The organism is Oceanipulchritudo coccoides, assembly GCF_010500615.1.
Classification (GTDB): Bacteria; Verrucomicrobiota; Verrucomicrobiia; order Opitutales; family Oceanipulchritudinaceae; genus Oceanipulchritudo; species Oceanipulchritudo coccoides.
This window is the reverse complement of sequence record NZ_JAAGNX010000001.1, coordinates 816,365-834,974: the sequence shown is the minus strand read 5'-3', so window position 1 is coordinate 834,974 and position 18,610 is coordinate 816,365. Positions and strand designations below refer to the sequence as shown.

The following is an 18,610-nucleotide window of genomic DNA, read 5'->3' as shown; positions in this document are numbered from 1 at the left end:
TTGTTGATATCGGCAATTACTCGTCCGATAAAGCCATTTGAAATAAACTGGAATTTCTTAAAGGAAAGGGACCCGGCCGTTCCACGACCCGGCCCCTTATTTAAAGCGATGGAAACAGAGACCTGATCAACCGCTGATCACGCGTCGGCGAATCATCACGAATCCAAGCGCCAGGATACCAAGGCTCAAGGCGTAGGTCGAGGGCTCGGGAACGCCGACCGCCAAGGTGTTGCTCGTGATAATCCAGGAATCAGCTGCGTCTTTAAGGATGCCGGTACCAAGCAACGAAGCAAAATCGAAGGGTGATCCAGCGTTGGTGACTGTGAGTAGACCTGTGCTTCCTGCGGTGAAGTTGAACGTGCCGTTAACAATCCCGAATGTGCCTGTGGTCACATTTCCACCGGAAAGCGTATAAGTGCCAACAATGGTCCCGCGACCAATGGCCAGCGACGACGGGGCGACAACCCCTGCACTCTGGCTGAGCGTACCCGTGGCATCACGGCCGACCGTCATGACACCGCTGGATAACGTTCCGGCAGAGTCCCAGTTCAGGGTACCGACATCCGCAACAGTACCTCGACCAATCTGAAGCGCTATTCCGGTGGTGAGATTACTCGATCCCTGGAAGGTATGCGTGGAATTTGCGATGCGAACGGCTGCCGTCGTGTTCAAGTGGGAGTCGCCCGACCATGTCACTGTTGTGCCATTCAGCGAAGTCGCCAAAAGTGTCGTAACCGTTCCCGTGGGAACAATGCCCGGATTTCCTGCATTGTCGGGAAGGCCATTGTCCCAATTTCCAGCAGTGTTGAAATCTGTATCAACCAAGCCGGTCCATGTCGTGACCTGCGCGGAGGCGATTTGAAGAGCAGCCAGGCAAAGGCCGGCCGTAAGGGTTTTTCTATATTTCATTTGTCGATGTAGGGTTGGAATGAATCCGTGAGGAAAGTCTCAGAATCAATTTCGATGCTTGCACAACAGTTACGGCTGTCAAGGAACTTTCGCTATTTCAGGCAAAATTGTCTGTTTTTTGTCTGCATTAACATGAATAATAGATATTGTCCTTATTTGATCCCAAAGCCCCTCAGGGGTTTTACGAAAAAAAATTCCCCTCCAACGGGAAGGAAACTCTCTGAGTTTTGTCTGTTAAAGAGAAAGGCCCGACCAGTTTGGCCGGACCTTCCTTAACTCAATCCCAGAGCTAACCTCAATCACTTAGTCAAAAAGGGAATCATGTGCCTCGAAGCAGGGAACTACTGACCGATGACGAGGCGGTAGAAAACGGAAGTATCGGGACCGCTTGGCGGATCAAGGAGGGCTTCCTCTTCCAGGCCGGTGCCGATGATGGGGCCCGGGAGGGGAGTCCATGAACCGGGCTGAAGATTCGGACTGGTCTCGATGGTGTAAGACCGGCCACTTTCGGCGAACCAGCGCAGAAGGAGGTTGCTGCCATCCGGCGAGAATTGCTGGATGACGCCGAGCATGAGGGTGCTGAAGCCGATGTTGTCGATATAGGAGGCGCCGGAACCGGAGGCGTTGGAAACGGAAATCCGGAAGACGGCGGATTGTCCACTCTCGAGGACAGTATCGGCAAGGGAACTGGCGAGGACGCAATCAAGATCCTGGAAATCGGTACGGTCAGCGGCGACGACCGGCTGGTTAAGGAGGGAACCGACCTCGACCGGGCCCGCGTCATCGAGATCACCCGAGAGATAAGTCGCCGTGACATTGGCCGGGGAGCCAACCTCGTCGCGATTAAAATCGAGCCAGAGATTCTCCAGCATCAAGGGACCCCCGGTCTCGTTGAGGATGCTGACATCGATAAAGTCCCCGTCAAAAAGGGCGAAGGCGCCTGCCGTGGTGGGGGCGACCGTGTTGTAGGTCCCGTAGGATCCGTCGGTCGATCCGTGGATGGAACTGGAGCCGGCAGTGGTGGTCAGCTGGGCGTTGATCCCGCTGATACTGACATCCGGGAGCAGGCTACCCGAGTCCCATGCGGTGGTGAACGGGGCAAACTCCCCTGCCACATACAGGTCGACGGCAATTTCATCCATGTAAATGGAAGACGCAAGGCTACCACCGGCTAGGCCGTAGACGAAGATCTTCTTGATCTCGCTGACCCCATTCTGGATTGTGCCGGAAGCAGTATATCCGTCGAAGTCGACGGTCACAAACTCACGGGTCAACCGCACCTTCAGTGGGCGAACATTGGCATCGTACTGGTCCCAGCCGCTGACCCCGTCGGAATTATCGCGCGGGGTGAAGGGAACCGGCGTATCAAAGGCTGCGCCATTCAACAGCGTCCCGACATTGGTGCCTCCCCAGGTGACGCTGGCAGCAACGGTCCCTGTACTGTCCTGAAACTCGACCCGGATGCCGTTGTTGGGCGCCTCGTTGATGTTAAGAAACTGCGTGTAGACCTGCATCAGGGTCGTGGCGTCGAGGGTGACGGCCACGTCAAGCGTAAGACCAGCCAGAAGCTCGTCCGTCGTTGGCGAAGCGGCGACCGTAATGTCGAGCGAGTGGTCGCCCTGGTCATTCGGATCGTTGTAGGAGCCGGCAGGATTCAAGGTCCATGTCCCCATGGTCGGGCTGACGTAATTGCCCAAGCCCGTGACGCTTCCGTCATCATTGGGGGTCAGGACATTGATCATGCTCTGGTTTAAAAGAGCTTCCGTAACAGCGCCACCCGGCAACTGGTCAAAATATTCTTCACTGACATCGGTGATACCGAGGAAGACCGGATCAATCAATCCGGTAACCCATGTATCGCGCAGGGCGAGCAGCTCGGCAAGGCGGGTCGGGTTGGATCCGGCGAGATCGGTGTCCTCATGAACGTCCGTCGCAATGTTAAAGAGCTCATTGGAGGTCCCCTGCTTGACGAACTTGAAATCATCATCGGCGCTGATCACCGCATAGCGTTGCTGCTTTTCCTTGCGCAAGTATACCTCGTCGTGCGGAAAACCGGGCTCGAGACCGGACAGGAAAGGAACGATGTTCACCCCGTCGAGCGGGCGTTCAGGATTCGTCGGGGCACCCGCAATTGCGGCAATCGTCCCAAAGATATCGAGCGACATGACCGGATCGTCGAAGGTGATTCCCTGCGGAATTGCTCCCGGCCAACGCACCGCGAAGGGCACCCGCATACCGCCTTCATAGGCGTCGCCTTTGTCTCCTCTCAAGGGATCGTTATTCGCACCGGTACCGATTTTCCCCCCGTTGTCGGAAAGGAAAAAGACAATAGTGTCATCCTCAAGTCCGAGGGTGTTAAGCGCATCCAGAATAAGCCCGATGCCGTCATCCATGGCGCTGACCATGGCGGCGTAGGTCTTGCGCGGGTATCCGGAGACATCGGTCAGGCCAGGGAAGCGGTCAAGGTAGCGCTGAGGCGCTTCCATCGGGGAGTGTGGCGCGTTGTAGGCCACATAAAGAAACCATGGCGAGGCAGCATTCTGCGTGATGAAGTCGACCGCCTGGGCTGAGAACTCATCGGTCAGGTACCATTCCTGCCCGCCGGGGCCGACATAAGTGGAAGGGTCGATCGGCGTATGGTCGTCAAGGATCCAGGTCTGGTAGCTCTGGGGCTCATTCTTCGCCTTGTAGGAATCCGGCATCGCGTATTGGTAACTGCCGTTGTTGGGATTTGTCAGGAGGTACTTGTGAGATCCCCCAAGGAACCCGTAGAATTCGTCGAATCCACGATTGAGCGGATGACCCTCCTCGGTCGATCCCACGTGCCATTTGCCAATGGCCCCGCTGTGGTAGCCCACCTGCTCGAGGGACTCGGATATCATCATTTCAGAATGCGGAACAGCACCCTGCGGATCGGCGTATTGCGGATTCCGCTCAAATCCAAAGCGCTGCTGGTAGCGGCCAGTGAGCAGTCCGGCCCGGCTTGGACCACAGACAGAATAAGACACATAGGCCCGGGTGCAATTGACCCCGAAGTCGGCAATGCGGTCAATGTTGGGAGTCGGGATTTCGTTATTGCCCGTGTTGAAGCCAACGTCGGCATATCCCTGGTCGTCACTTAAAAGGACGAGTAAATTCGGCGCACGATAAGCAATGAAGCCAATGTTGTCGATAAAGGCCGAACCGGATCCGGATGCTCCGGAAACAATGATGCGGAAAGTCGCGCTTTCCCCGTCATCGAGATACGTGTCGGAAAGTGAATCCGCTAACACGCAATCCAGATCGTGGTAATCAGCAAGGTCGCTACCCAGTACACTTTGTCCCACCAGCGAGCCGACACCCGTTGTGGCGTCATCCAAATCCCCGGAGACATAGCTCACGGAAACATCCACCGGCGCATCAGCTGTGCGGGGATTGAAGTCCAGTAAAATACGGTTCAAGTAAACCCGCCGTCCAGCATTGTTGCTCAGGACAATATCCAACGACTGGTTGTTCGACAGCTGAAAGGCTCCACCTGTGGCCGGCGCAGCCGGGTCAGCAATCAGCGATCCATACGATTCATCGTCCGATCCGTTGCTTCCATTCGTCAGGATTGTCCCTGAGAGGGTTGAAGTCACCCCGACAAGTGCCGTCTCCGGAGTGGCCGATCCGGAAGTCCAGGTGATCGCCGGTGCGGGAATGGACGAAGCCGGGGGCTCAGGCGGCGTCGCCACGGTCCCCGTAAAGGCCAGGTTGTCGATGAACAGGGAATCATGCGCACCACCCAATCCACCAGATGCCTTGATCAAAATCTCAACGGTCTCCCCAGCGGCAAGGTCGTGGTCCGCCAGCAGGGTCAGGTCGATGTCCGCATCAACATAGTCCCCTCCGCCAGAGCCAACCACGGAGGCAATCGGTCCGTACGATGCAAGCGCTGTCCCATCCGCAATGCCAAGGCTCCCGCTGACATAGGTTACGTCGATGTTCGTCGGCGGGTTTACCCCGTCCGGCTCTCGATCATAATCAAAGTGCATCCCCGTCAAATCAACCACAGCGCCCGTTCCGTTGCTCAGGGTGATCCGCAGCTCGCTGCGCAGGACGTTGCTCGTCTCCGTCGCCCACGAGGCAATGACACTCGGCAGGCTTCCAGCCGGTATCGCCACCGTTCCAAAGGTGTTATCCGTTGATCCATCCCCTCCCGGGGTGTTGTTCCCCGTTCCGTTGCCGTTGCTGATCTGCCGCGTAATGCCATCCGCGACTCCGCCAAAGCCACTCACCGAATAGTCCGGGCTGCTGTCCGTTCCGGTCCCGTCGTCGTTGCTTGGCGTGTGCCAGCCGACAAGCACTTCTCCCGGCAAGGTAAACGGGATCTGGGTTAAGACAAAAATCAAAAGAGTGGGGCGTATTTTCATGACAAATCAGATGAGGGTCGAAGGAGTTCCGCGAAAAGCCACTAAGCATCCGTAACTCTTCCGGCTGTCAAGGAACTTTTTTTTGCAATTGATAAAAGAAAGGCGATTCGCCCACCTGGGTGGACGAACCGCCGTAAAAGGAAGGAGTTACTGCTCAGGGTTTAGTAACATACATCCAGGACCCCTGCGGGGTGACGTAGGATTCAGGGAGGTAGAGCCAGTTATCGAGACTGTAGCTGTATGTCCAGTCCGGGAGAGCGACATTCAGGGTGCCGATCCATCCCATGGTATCGACATTGCCTTGATCATCGACCTCATAGCCGGCCCAGAGGACGGGACCGGAACCATCGGACAGCTGGATGCTGGTCCCGACGCCGGCGGTGTAAGTGATAAGGAAGCCGGAGTAATCACCGGCGGTCTGCACCTGGCCACCAATGGTGATGTTGCCTGCGTCGATAGCGGCCTGCAGGTCAGCGGTCGCGTCCGCAAAGCCAAGGGCGGCATTGGAGATATTGACGACCCCTGTACTGTCGACAGTAAAGTCCAGGGCGCCTCCTGCGGCCTGAAAGGCGAGCGTACTCGTCTCCACTGCCCCTCCAGCAAGCGTATAGAGCCCGATGCCGTCGTTGGTCTCATTGGCAAGATTCCCACCGATGAGAACATCACCCACTTCGACGATTCCTGCGGTCTGGACCATGGTACCGTTGGCCTTTCTTCCTACAAGAAAGGGGGTGCCACTATTGGAGAACGAACCGGTTGAATTCCAGTTCATGACGGAAAAGGTGTCATCTACAAGGTCACGCCCGAGGGCCACAGCGCCGGTTGTCTGCAAACTGCTCGAGTCTTCGAAAGTGATGATGTTGTCATCGAACCGGAGCCCGGTGGCTGTCCAGACGGACGCCCCGGAAACGGTGACGATCGTGGAGTCCATCAGGTTGAGGTCCCCTCCACCGGTGGTGACGGCGGCGTCCTGAATGATCCCCGGATTATCCCGGGTCGGGAGTCCTGCGCTCCAGTTGGTCGGGTCGACCAGGGCGCCACTGGTGGCACCGGTGAAAGTCGTGACTGCCGAGGCACTGGTTGCGCCAAGGAGAAGGGCTGTACTTGCGCAGGCGAGCAAGGTCTTTGAGCGGGTATTTTGAATCATGAATTTCATAAATGGAGAATATTTACATTTTTAGGGGGTTGAACGATGAGGGACGACCAAGCAGGAAACTTGATTCCCACAATGAATCTAAAATATCAGACAAATTTGCAACAAAATTCTTTCAGGAATTACGCAACAAATGTGCAAGAGGGCATTCATGGACTGATGAGACGGACCCTGAAAAAGTCGGCGGGACCATTGAGGGCTGGAGCGAAGGCATGCTCAAGGCCGACCTCATCGTGCTGCGGGGAAAAGCTGTCCAATGGCGACCAGGCACCATGTGGGGTGAAAGCGTGCTCGAGGATGAAGGTACGACCACGGATTACCTGTGAAGCGGAAAGGGTGAGGGTGAGAGGTTTGTCGGGATCGCTGGTCAGGCCTATTCGCGGAGGGCTGGTGGAGAAATCAGGAGAGCCGACCACGAGCAGGGCAGCAGCTTCGGGAGCGAGACGGGTTGTTTCGCCGGACCCATCGCCTTCAAGAAGATTGGAATTCTCCTCCTGGACCATCAATTCAAGTGAATCCTCGTCGAGCGAACGGAAGCGGAGGACGGCCGGGTCGCTGTCGTTCTCAGTCTGGATGGAGGCGATGAACCAAGGTGGCGACTCAAACCTTTCCTGAAAGGCCACGGTCCTCCAGTCATGAACCATCTGTGGTCCGGTGGAAAAGGAATGGAAGGCAGTCTGGTGAAGTATCCCGCTTCCCATGGCGACGGCGATGTAGCTGGCCTCAGCGTAGGGATGTTCTCCATCATTCCCCGTGACCCGGTCCGGGAGCATTTCCTCCTCGCTGAGTCGCAGCTCAAAGCGGTCGGTGGCGATGTTACGGATTCGCGGAACCACGGCAGTGTCACCATTGTCGTGTATCTGCAGGAAAAGGCTGGGTGCTTCGCGGAAGGGACGCTTGAAGCGATGGGGTTTCCACCAGAGATGATTGCTCTCGAGGAAGCCCGCCTCCCAGACAATACCCCCAATCTGATGTCTCCCCTCGGGAATGGCGATCCAGTTAAAGGACTCATTGGAGGCATGCCTACCATCGAGGTATTCCCACTCGGAAATGCGGTATTCAAAGCCAGTAGCGGTGACAGTGCGGACGCTGACCCAGGCAGGATCCGGCCCGTTGTCGCTGAGGGGGCCACAGACCACGACGGGGGGAAGATTAAAGGGCCGCGCGAAAACAACGCCTCTCCAATCACCCCGACCGGAGCTACTGGCCGTTACCGTGCCGGTTTCCATCCGGTATTCGCTCCTTTTCAAGGTCAGGCGGGAAAAGGACCAGGCGGGAGCAGTGAAAGTGATGAGTCCTGAGGGATCCATTTCAAGACTCCGGGAATCAAGTACCGGGTTCCCACTGATATCCCGGTTCTCCGCCGAGTAGGAGACGATGGAGATTTCGTCTGCGGAAAATCCCCCTGCATCCACGGAGAATTCGGTATCAACTGCCCCTTTGAGAAGCACATAGATTGTCAATTGCTCACCGCAAGGACTGGCCATCGCAACGACGGGATTCCGTTTATCCGATGCGGATGACGCAACCACATGGTGACCCGCCACGGGGGAGATCAATCGCAGGACATGATAGGTCGGGTTTGTCTGGTCTTCTTCAAACACCGAGCGGTAATTGCCCAGGGATCCAGGACCGAGCCAGCGGGCCGGCCAGATGGTGGAGGCATCCAATCCCGCTTCCACGCATTGCAGGAGAATTTCCGCATTCATGAGGCTGATCTGAAAACGGGATGGCCAGTCGACCGGATCATCGGAGCTAAACGGGCCAACATTCCACTCGAGCATTCCCAGTTCGATATGCCCAAGCCCCCGGGCCGCAAATCGTGCTTTCATATCGAGAATATTCTCGAGGTAGGACTTCTCGTTGAAGACATCGTTCATGGAAAGGGGTGTTTTGCCTGTCCATGCCGCCCATGTCACATTTCCCCAGTTCCAGTAGCCATGGAAATCAATCATGTCGATGTTCTGCCCGGCGATATCGAGCAGGGTCGCATACGATGAGCTCCATTTGTGCTTCCAGTTGGCGACAATTTTGATCTCCGGGTCAACTGCCCGCATGGCATTGGCATAGGCATTGATGTAGTTGCCATATTCAGCCGCCGTCATGCCACCCGGAATCCGGCTTATATCATGATAGCTTTCGTTCCCGACATACCAGTACCGGACCGCATCGCCGCGCTCGAGGGCGTGCTGGACGAAGGCGGCGGCCTCCGCAATGCCATCCTCGACACGGTTGTAGACATGGCCCGAGTCCACATTCACGCCGACAAGCGGTTGCCCGCCAACGGAATCAAGACGATCCATATATTCGGCGTAGCCCATCCATGCCGAAGCAGGCTCGGGCGAGGAATTGCCACCCGGCGCCCAGGTGTCCCGCCAGCCGACCCCGTTGGGATCGGCCCAGTGGAAATAGTCCGTCACCTCTCCGCCAGGATAGCGGATGAAGGAAATGCCCAATTCCTTGTACTGGTCGATAAGGTCACCAGATTCCCATGGCGCATCATCCTCATGCGAGTAAACCACGTTCGCGCCGAGGATGTTGTCCCCCACCCGACGAAGAAAACTGTCCGGCTGGATCTCCACCATGACTTGGGAACAGGCGACACTGGTGGCAGCGAGGCTCATCATCGCAATCGCATGCCCGTCCATTATAAAAATCCAGATTATGTAGTCAAAAACGGTTACATGTTGGAATCAATGGTCTCGATGGAGAGCTCGGCGGGTTCCAGGCCGGGACTTGTCACGCGCAGGGTCGCCGTGCCCGGGATCCCCTTCGATCCCCTCAAAATGACGAGGGCGAGCCCGTTGAAGGCCTTGCGGGAAGGCGTGAAAAAGGGGGTCCAGTCCGTGGCATCCCCGTTGTCAGCGGCGACAAACTCCCCCGCTCCAATCACCTCGAATTGCAGCTCCGGATCAGCGTCGGGAACTAAGCGCCCTTTGGCGTCCAGTATCTCGACCTTGAAGAAGGCCAGGTCCCGTCCGTCGGCCGTCAATCTGGACCGGTCCACGGAGACTTTCAGCTGTGCGGCTTTCCCGGATGTCTCCCGGGCGGTGGTTGCCCATGGCTCGCCTTCCTTGTATGCGATCACCTTCAATTCGCCTGGCTCGTAGGCGACATCGGGCCAGATTAAACGGTATTCGCGTGGTCCCTTCCGCTTGCGACCGAGCGATTTCCCATTGAGGAACAATTCAGCCTCATCCCCATTGGTGTAGACATGCACCGGGGTGATTTCCCCTTCACGCCCTTTCCAGTTCCAGTGGGGAAGAACATGCGCAACAGGATGATCCGGACGCCAGCGTGATTGATAGAGATAGAACCGGTCCTTCGGGAAGCCGGCGAGATCGATGATCCCGAAATACGAGCTGCGGCTGGGCGCGCCTGATCCAAGGCGCTCGAGCTCGGCCATCAGGGCCTTCCGGTCGTCCTGGTCGGAAAAATTCAACAGGTTTGTGGAGTCCCTGTTATAGGGCGTAGGCTCACCAAGGTAATCAAAGCCGGTCCAGACAAACTCGCCTGCCAGCGCGGGGTATCGGTCCTGCGAATCGAATTCAATATCAGGCCGGTAGGCCCATGGAGGCGCAAACCAGTCATACGAACTGACTTGGAAATCAAAAAAGCCGCCGTTCTTGGCTTCATTCAGCGGGAAAAAGTATTCACCCCGTGAACTGACGCATGATGAGGTCTCCGCCCCGTAGGCTGGCTGCGTCGGGTTCACCCTGAAGTGAGTTGCATAATTGGGTGACTTCGCGGCGACCGCTTTGTAGTTATAACCCGCTACATCAAAAATCTGGGCGAAGCCGTTGATGATCGCCTCCCCCTTGCTCATGCCTGCGGTTGCCGGGCGGGTTACATCCTCCTCCCTGGTTAATTCTACCAGCCGGTTCGCCCGCTCGAAGCCCCCGTTTTTCCCGGATTGTTCCCGTACCTCGTTCCCGAGACTCCAGGCGATCACACTCGGATGGTTCCGGTCACGCCTCACCCAGTTGCGGAGATCCCGTTCATGCCACTCCTCAAAATCGCTTCCATAGTCAGCCCGTGTCTTGTTCAAGGCCCATGTATCGAAAAGTTCATTCACCACGAGGAAGCCCATCCGGTCGCAAAGATCCAGCAACCCCGGGGCGGGCGGGTTGTGGGCCATGCGGATCGCGTTGCAGCCCATCTCGCCCAGAATCTCCAACTGGCGCTCCGCCGCCCGGAGGTTGAAGGCCCCGCCAAGGGCGCCAAGGTCGTGGTGCTGGCAGACGCCCTTCAGCTCAACCAGCTTGCCGTTCAGGAAAAAGCCCTGGTCAGAAGTCCACTTGATCGTTCGGATCCCGAAAGAGCTCCTCCATTCCTGGTAAACGGTATCCCCGCAAAGAACTTCGCTTTTGCACGAATACAGGACCGGTGATTCAATTCCCCATAACTGCGGTGAGGAAATCAATACAGTGGCCTCTTGAACCTTGGATTTTCCCTTTGGAACCCTGACGGGATCAGTGACCACCGAGGCAACCTGCTTCCCGTCCGGCTCATAAACCGTATGCCGCAGCCGAACTTCCGCATCAGAGCAAAGACGATTGAAAATGGTCGATGAAATCTCCACCCGGGCGGAATCCACGGCCACCTCCGGGGTCGTGATGAAGGGGCCCCATTCGTCGAGGGTAACAGCCGCATGCCGGACCAGCCAGACGTCCCGGTAAAGGCCACCCCCGGGATACCACCGGGAGGATTCCCGCGGATTGTCGAGGCGGACGGCCAGGATGTTTTCCCGCCCCTGCATGAGGGCCGGAGTCAGGTCGATGAAAAATGTGGAATATCCATAGGCCCATTCGCCGACAAGCTGACCATTGAGCCAGATTTGTGGATGCGACATGGCTCCTTCAAATTCAACAAGCAGGCGTTCGCCTGGTTCCAGTTCCGGCCCGGGGAAGCTTTTCCGATACCAGCCAATACCATGCCACGAAAGTTTGCCGGTCCGGTTGGGCAGGTCCGGCTGAAAACTGCCTGCAACTCCCCAGTCGTGGGGAAGGTTGAGGGATTGCCAATGCTTGTCCTCAAGATTGGGCTCCTGAAGTCCAGCGGGCTCCTCCCGGGCGGATTCGAATCGGATAAACTTCCACTCCTCGGAAAGGCGCATGCGGGCCTCCGGAACACCGGCGGCAGATGTCCAGACGGGAATGGATCCGGCACTGACTAGAAGACTCATTATGATCTTTTTCAGAAATGGGGTTTGCATAAGGGAAAAACGCTACCTGACAAGGTTGAAGGTGTCGCGGCTCGCCTGCGATTGAGGCAACCCGGCAAACGGATAAAGCGGGCTTGGCGTGCGAGCCTCGTTCAGGATCGCCGCCATCTCCGTCACAACCAGCGGATGCGCCGAGGCCACATCCGTGGTTTCAAATGGATCCGACCCGAGATCGTAAAGCTCAATGGCGGAACCTGCACCATAGCGGACCGCTTTCCAGTCCCCTTTTCTCACGGCTTGTCTGAAGCCCCCGTCGCTAAGCCGGCGATTCCAGCCGTCCAACTGGAGCTCCCAGTAAAGATATTCATGGCTTTTCTGGGGCTGGCCCAGCATCTCCGGCATAAAGGATATGCCATCCCCGATGACCGGGCTCCCACCGGAAACTTCCGAAAAGGTCGCCATGATGTCGCAGAAGGCCGCCAGGTGCGTCGATAAGGAGCCTTCCTTGATGTGGTCCTTCCAAACCGCAATTGCGGGGACGCGAATCCCTCCCTCATACAGGTCGCGCTTGTATCCGCGCAATCCGCCCGAACTGTCGAAAAAGCGGTAATCGTGACCGCCTTCGGAGTGCGGGCCGTTGTCACTCACAAACAGGATCAGGGTATTGTCCAGCTCACCCTGCTCTTCCAGCTTGGCCAGAAGCCGCCCAACCTGCTGGTCGAGCATCGTGATCCGCGCCGCATGACGCCGGTCCACTTCCTTCCAGCCACAGTCAGCATACATCTCCCTGTCCCGGATCACGTTCTCCCGCGTGTGCGGCGTCCGGTAAGACATGAACAAAAAGAGCGGCTTCTCCCGCGTGCGACCGTCAAGATATTCCAGAATCAGGTCCGTCCGGAAGGAATCTATGCAGTCGTTCTCCCGCCAGTCATACGTGACAGAGCGCTCCTTGTTCCCGAAATAATGGATATCCTCATCGTAGGAATACCCCTCAAAGCGCGAGGGCCAGTTTGGCTGGACCGCAAAGTCAAAACCGCGCGCAAAGGCCCAGGTCGTCGGATCATCCGGATCATCCAGATGCCACTTCCCGATGAAGGCCGTCTCGTAACCACTCCGCTTCAGCATCTCTGCCAACGTCTCTTCGTCCTTCCTCAAGGGAACCCGGCTCCACTTGCCTCCACCATAATACCCCGAGTTGCCCCGCACCGTCGCATGTCCACCGTGCTTGCCCGTCATCAGGACCGACCGTGAGGGTGCGCAGACCGCCGCTCCCGCATAGAAATTTGTGAACCGCATGCCAGTCGCTGCCAATCCGTCCAGCACAGGCGTCTCGATCGCTTCCTGCCCGTAACTCCCCAGCTCCCCATACCCAAGGTCGTCCGCCAGCAATAACACGATGTTTGGCGCCTTAGCCGATGCACTTGCCACCAGACAAACCGCCATCACGATCCCGGTCAGCACAACCCCTGCTCGTTGTCTGGAAAGGTTACTCATACACTCAGGCCGTAACTGTTTATTAATGGATGGCAAACAATTCCGCAATTTCATGGAAAAGAATCCCTTTCCTCCAGTTAGACAGATTCGCGCTCAATGAGCTCGACCGGGAAGAGGACCTGACGGGTCGGCACTTTTTGTCCTTCAGAGAGGGCCAGGACCATATCGGTCGCCGCCTCCGCCATCTTTTTGATGGGCTCGTCGATGGCGGTCAGGGGCGGGGTCAGGAACTTGGAAATTTTCTCATTTTCCCCGCCGATGACAGCGAGGTCCTCTGGTATTCTGAGGCGCATGACATTCTTGATAACATGGAGGGCTTCAATCACTTCCATGCTGACACCAGGGACAAAGACGGCGTCGGCTTTCTGCCGGACGAGGCGGCTGACGATCGAATACAGACTCTCGCCAGCAGGAGCAAGGGCGAGGAGCCGCTCGTCGGCGGTTCCTCCAAATTGATTGATGCCGTCCCGGAAGCCACGCAGGCGTTCCTGCATGGGATCGGCCTTGTGGGTGGCGATGGCGAGGCGTTTGCGACCTCTCTCAAGGAAAAGCTTGGCGGCCTGAAATCCGGAGGCGTAGTGATCGGAGGAAACAACATACTGCCTGGAATCGGCGGCAAAGTTATCGAGGTAGACCACAGGCACGCGGGATTCCATTTCTTTGAGGAAGTCCTTGAGCTCGGGCCCCCAGGTAACGGCGATGATGCCATCAAAGAAGGATCCCGAAAGAAGGGTCCGGGGATCGGACGGGACGATGATGCCAACCCCCTTTTTGGCCAGGGCGAGGGAAATGTTGGCCGTCATGGCGGCAGCGTAGCCCACCACATGATCCCGGTAAGTCGGTTCGCTGATGATTGCAATCTGGTGAATCCGGACTGCCGCCTGAGGCTTGAGCCCGATGCGGTGAGCCATGTCGAGGATTCGCTCCCGTGTTTCAGCGCTGACCATCGGACGGTTGTTCAAGGCCCGGCTGACCGTCCCTGTCGACACCCCCGCCATTTCGGCAAGGTCGTAAATGGTGGGGCGGCTCTTCTTCGAGGACCGCGTTTTTTGAGGATTATCCGCGCACATGTGAGTCCCTAAATAAGACAGTGAATTCAACTTGGTCAATATATATGCAACACTTGCGATCGGGAATCGCAAGGTTTCGAGAAGGATGGCATGAATTTGCACAGCCTGCCGGCTACCTCCGTTCGTAACTTTTTCGTTTGTATTACAACAGAACTTCACTTAAGGAAACGAACGAAAGCCGGCACAGGCTCTTGCTGCCGCCCAATTCTGAACGAGAACTCCCCAATACAACCATACAAAACCCCATCATGAGCATCCTTGACCTGATTGTATTCTTCGCGTTTGTCGCGGCTGTTGTCTCCATCGGGCTATATAAAAGCCGCGGCGAGGACCTGAAAGGCGAACACGCTGCCAGTGACTATTTCCTGGCTGGCCGCGGACTGAAGTGGTGGCTGATCGGCTTTTCGCTGATCGCCGCCAACATCTCCACCGAACAATTCGTGGGGATGTCGGGCAACGCGGCGAGCCACATTGGCATCGCGATTGCGAGTTACGAGTGGATGGCGGCAATCACGCTGGTCGTGGTGGCTTTTGCCTTCCTCCCCTATTTCCTGAAGGCGGGCATTTACACAATGCCGGAATTCCTGGAATACCGCTACAATTCGGGGGCCCGCATCATCATGGCCGCGGGAACGGTATTCATTTATTTACTACTTCTGGGAGCGGTCACATACTCGGGTGCCCTCACCATCCGGACAATCGCGGCTGAGCGCGGCGTCGATATTTCGCTTCAGCTGGGCGCGCTTGTGATTGGTTTGATTGCGATGATCTACGTCATCGCCGGTGGGCTCAAGGCCTGTGCGTGGGCCGACCTTATCCAGGGCAGCGCGCTCATCATCGGAGGCGGTATCATCATGTATTTTTCCTTTGGGATGCTGGGCAGCGCCGAATCGCTGGCAGGCATTGCCGATGTGAAGACCGGCGAGGTGGTCATCCGTACTTTTAGTCCGGAAACGGGCGCCTTTGCCCGCTTCATGGAGCTGAACAGTACTCGCCTGAACATGTTCCTGCCGGCGACCGACAGCACCTTGCCATGGACGGCCCTGCTGCTCGGCCTCTGGATTCCCAATTTCTATTACTGGGGACTAAACCAGTACATCACACAACGGACACTCGGCTCGGCCTCGCTCGCTGAAGGACAGAAGGGCATTGTCTTCTCGGCCTTCATGAAGCTCCTGATCCCGTTTGTCATCGTTGTTCCCGGCATCATGGCCTTCAATCTGTTTGCCGGCAACATGCACATTGCCGCTGGCAAGGATAACGGCCCGGTCCTTGCAAAGTATCTTGCCGCCAACCCGGCCAGCGCAGTCGTCAGCGTGGAAATGGCCCCCTCGGTGGAGCAATTGGCTTCGATCCCTGACAGCCGCTATGTCCTGGCCGTCTACCCGGATCTCGACAGCGTCAACAGTGCAAAAATGCTCAACGGGCACGTGTTCCCGCTCAGCCAGGATCAATTCAATGCGGCTCAGGCCAGCGTCTCCGCAGCGGTCGTCTTTGAGAGCGACGACTACGCTTTTGCCAGCGCCAATCCAGCCCTGGCGGCTGAGCTTGCCGTCTACAACGAGACAGTCAGGGCATCCAATGCCTCTGTATCCACGGAAAAACTACTTGGATACAAATACGACACGGCCCTCGGACAGCTGCTCTCCAATGTCCTCCCTCAGGGAACCGGCCTCCTCGGCTTTGTCCTCGCGGCTCTTCTTGGAGCGGTTGTCAGTTCACTTGCCGCCATGCTGAATGCGGCCTCGACCATTTTCTCGATGGATATCTTCAAGCAGCACATCAACAAGAACGCCTCCCAGAGAACGATTGTCGTGCTCGGCCGGTCCAGCGTGGCGGTCTTCGCGGTCATTGCCGTCGTCCTTGCCCCGATGCTGGGAAATCCCAAGATCAGCAACAGCATCTTCACGGTCATCCAGGAAGGCCAGGGCCTCATCTCCCCGGGCATCCTCGCGGTCTTCGCCTTCGGATTGCTGTTTCACCGGGGACCCCGCATATGCGGTGTAGTCGGCCTCCTAACCAACATCATCGCCTACCCGGCCCTGAAATTTGCCGCGCCAGACATCAACTTCCTCAACCGCATGGCAATCTGCTTTTTCCTATGCATTCTGGTCATGGGAATCATCACCCTCATCAAGCCGCTGGATAAGCCGATTGATTTCAAGGCCAACAACGCCGTTGCCCTGGAAGCCTCCAAAGGGGCCCGGATCGCCGGCATCGGAGTCGTTATCCTGACCTTGATGCTCTACGTGGTCTTCAGCCCGATCGGCATTGCCGGTTGATTGAGCCTACTCGGAAAACTCGATGACGTAAAATTCCTCCGCGTAGACGGGCTTGCCCTTCAAGGTCGGTGGATTGAACCGGAACTTGGCCGCATGAATGATCGCCGGGACCATGAATTCCTGGTGCTCGATCTGCACGACCTTCGGATTAACTGCCCGTCCCTCGGGTGTAATCGCATACTCGACACGGACCCTGTCGCTCAGGCCGCGGCCCTTCAGGTTTTTGGGATACGCGCCCCGTAGTTCGTCGCACACACCTCCGTCCCCTCACAGCTCCTTAAATAATACCCATTAATCCCACTGAATGCCATAATTTTTACCTCCGCCCCATGCCCGAATGGTGGCATCATCAACAGCCCCAAGGCCCATTTCCATCCGTTTTTCCAGCTTCCCTTTTCATCATACTCTCTTCATGCAAAAGATACATTTATTACGCAACAATTACATTTTGGCTTGTCCTCACTTCCCGGCAATTCAAGATTCCTGCCTCAAACCCCTCTCTTAAGGGAGAATCCACCCTATAACCCTGACCCTTGAGTTCAAACATGAAAATGTTGTTTTACAAACAAGTCTTCCGCCAGAGCTGGCGCGATCTTTCCCTTGCCACAATGGCGTTCCTTTCGGTTGTTTCGGTCGTGGAAGCCGCGACGATCACGAACGACGTTCAGTGGTATGATGACCGCGGGATTGAGATCAATGCCAGTATGGGCCAGCACATTACGATTGTGGGCGACACCTACTATTGGGTCGGCAGCAATCCCACTAATGATTCCATCCATCTGTATAAATCCAAGACCTTTGGCAGTGATGACTGGACGTGGGTAAGGCGCTTGGCCAAGTCGTCCGAGGGAACGAAAAATGTGACTCTTCTTTATAACCCGAATACCGACCGGTACGTCTTAATCGGGAAGGGTATCTGGTTCTATGAAAGCGATACCAACGATGTCGAGGGCACCTATACTCAAATCACCCCCAAGGTGAATTTGACGCCGCGACACCCGGGGTATGTTGCCAATGATACCTTCACGCACTATGAGTCGGGCGGCATGTCCGCTTATCGTGAAGGCAACCGGGCCTTTATCATTGTCTCGATGAAATGTGCGGAACTCGACGACCCGACTGGAGGTTCAACCCGCTTTGTCGATATCTTTGAATTGAACGAGCAATTCACGGGCTTGAAGCGCGACGCCAGCAACAACATCCTCCCTCCGATCGTTTCCGATCAGGTGGAGAAACAGCGCGAGGCGTTCTGGTTGTTCAAGAGAAACAACATTTACTATATGTCTTTCGACGGGGTCGGCGGTTGGATGGGGTCTGATTGCTATTACCGAACCGCTCCAGCTTTGGAAGGCCCCTGGTATCCGACCTATACTCCCGACCCGAACGATGCGCCCGCAGAGATCCAAATCGGGATGAATCCTTTCCGTCCACTTGGCTCGGAAGCCAACCGGATCATGCGCTCGCATGCCTCGCAGCATCGCTGGATCATGAAGATTGGGGAGCAGTGGGTCTATGGCGGCGACCGCTACCCGCTTCAGGAGGTCACCTCTCATCCGGTCGAGAAGGGGCGCGTCATCATGTGCCCGATTGACTGGGACGAAAACGGCCACCCGACCGTGCGCTGGGAGGGTGAAAATACAACCGACCGGAGCCTGCAGACGCCATGGTCGTGGGAGATTGATGGCGAAATCAAACCCTTCCGCGCTTGGGCCAATCTGAACAATGTCGAGAATGGGCCCGATAGCGTCGGCGACAAGGAAGGGGACGAAGATGGCGACGGCCTCCTGAACCTCATGGAGTTTGCCCTCGGCGGGAATCCGCTCGTCGCCAGCGAACCCGATATCCTGCCGACTTTGGTGGCGACTGAGAATGGGATTGAGTTCCGCTACCGGCGGCGAAGCGCGGCCAACCCCGGAGTGTCCTATATGCCGCAGACTTCTTCCACCCTCCTCAGTGATTCTTGGGTCGATGCGCCCGAGCTCGAAATCGGGACGGAAACCCTCGACGAGATCTTTGAGCGAGTCACGGCCGAAATTTCGGTGCCCACCGGAGCCCCCGTCTTTATTCGATTGGAGGTCTCAGATCAATAGTGCCCAGCAACCTTCGATGAGGCTGGTCTGGGTCTTCGCCTCGCTTTTGCTCCCCGT

10 protein-coding genes are annotated in these 18,610 nt (G+C 56.7%); 2 read left to right on the top strand and 8 right to left on the bottom strand.

The annotated features are described in order from the left end of the window. Positions 1-126: 126 nt before the first annotated feature. The 7 genes from G0Q06_RS03370 to G0Q06_RS03340 all read right to left on the bottom strand — a co-directional run bounded on the left by G0Q06_RS03370 (position 127) and on the right by G0Q06_RS03340 (position 14,181). A complete protein-coding gene (locus G0Q06_RS03370) occupies positions 127-909 on the bottom strand; it encodes a PEP-CTERM sorting domain-containing protein (RefSeq protein ID WP_163962460.1) in 783 nt (260 codons plus the stop codon). Between the two features lie 341 nt (positions 910-1,250). Further along, the gene (locus G0Q06_RS14440; RefSeq protein WP_238710240.1) at positions 1,251-5,300 is read right to left on the bottom strand and encodes a sulfatase-like hydrolase/transferase; all 4,050 of its coding nucleotides are present in this window, start codon (positions 5,298-5,300) and stop codon (positions 1,251-1,253) included. Positions 5,301-5,454: 154 nt separating this feature from the next. Further along, positions 5,455-6,447 carry a hypothetical protein gene (locus G0Q06_RS03360; protein ID WP_163962458.1) on the bottom strand — a complete coding sequence of 331 codons (993 nt, stop codon included), beginning with the start codon at positions 6,445-6,447 and terminating at the stop codon, positions 5,455-5,457. A gap of 155 nt (positions 6,448-6,602) precedes the next feature. Beyond that, positions 6,603-9,101, bottom strand: coding sequence for a hypothetical protein (locus tag G0Q06_RS03355; RefSeq protein WP_163962457.1), 2,499 nt, complete (start codon positions 9,099-9,101; stop codon positions 6,603-6,605). A 32-nt stretch (positions 9,102-9,133) separates the two neighbouring features. Continuing rightward, complete coding sequence (gene galB / locus G0Q06_RS03350; protein ID WP_163962455.1) at positions 9,134-11,638, bottom strand: beta-galactosidase GalB; 2,505 nt, start codon at positions 11,636-11,638, stop codon at positions 9,134-9,136. A 42-nt stretch (positions 11,639-11,680) separates the two neighbouring features. Beyond that, complete coding sequence (locus tag G0Q06_RS03345) at positions 11,681-13,111, bottom strand: sulfatase-like hydrolase/transferase (RefSeq protein ID WP_163962453.1); 1,431 nt, start codon at positions 13,109-13,111, stop codon at positions 11,681-11,683. A gap of 77 nt (positions 13,112-13,188) precedes the next feature. Then, positions 13,189-14,181: a LacI family DNA-binding transcriptional regulator gene (locus tag G0Q06_RS03340; RefSeq protein ID WP_163962451.1), complete on the bottom strand. Its 993-nt coding sequence runs from the start codon at positions 14,179-14,181 to the stop codon at positions 13,189-13,191. A gap of 248 nt (positions 14,182-14,429) precedes the next feature. Between G0Q06_RS03340 and G0Q06_RS03335 the strand changes: the two genes are divergently transcribed. After that, positions 14,430-16,463 (top strand): sodium:solute symporter family transporter, encoded by a 2,034-nt coding sequence (locus G0Q06_RS03335; protein WP_163962449.1) that lies wholly within the window; start codon positions 14,430-14,432, stop codon positions 16,461-16,463. A 6-nt stretch (positions 16,464-16,469) separates the two neighbouring features. On the opposite strand, the gene G0Q06_RS03330 is transcribed toward G0Q06_RS03335, so the two are convergent. Beyond that, positions 16,470-16,718 carry an energy transducer TonB gene (locus G0Q06_RS03330; protein ID WP_163962447.1) on the bottom strand — a complete coding sequence of 83 codons (249 nt, stop codon included), beginning with the start codon at positions 16,716-16,718 and terminating at the stop codon, positions 16,470-16,472. A 290-nt stretch (positions 16,719-17,008) separates the two neighbouring features. Here G0Q06_RS03330 and G0Q06_RS03325 point away from each other — a divergent pair, with 290 nt between their 5' ends. Beyond that, on the top strand, positions 17,009-18,553 hold the full coding sequence (locus G0Q06_RS03325) for a glycoside hydrolase family protein (RefSeq protein ID WP_163962445.1): 1,545 nt from the start codon (positions 17,009-17,011) through the stop codon (positions 18,551-18,553). The last annotated feature ends 57 nt before the right edge of the window (positions 18,554-18,610 follow it).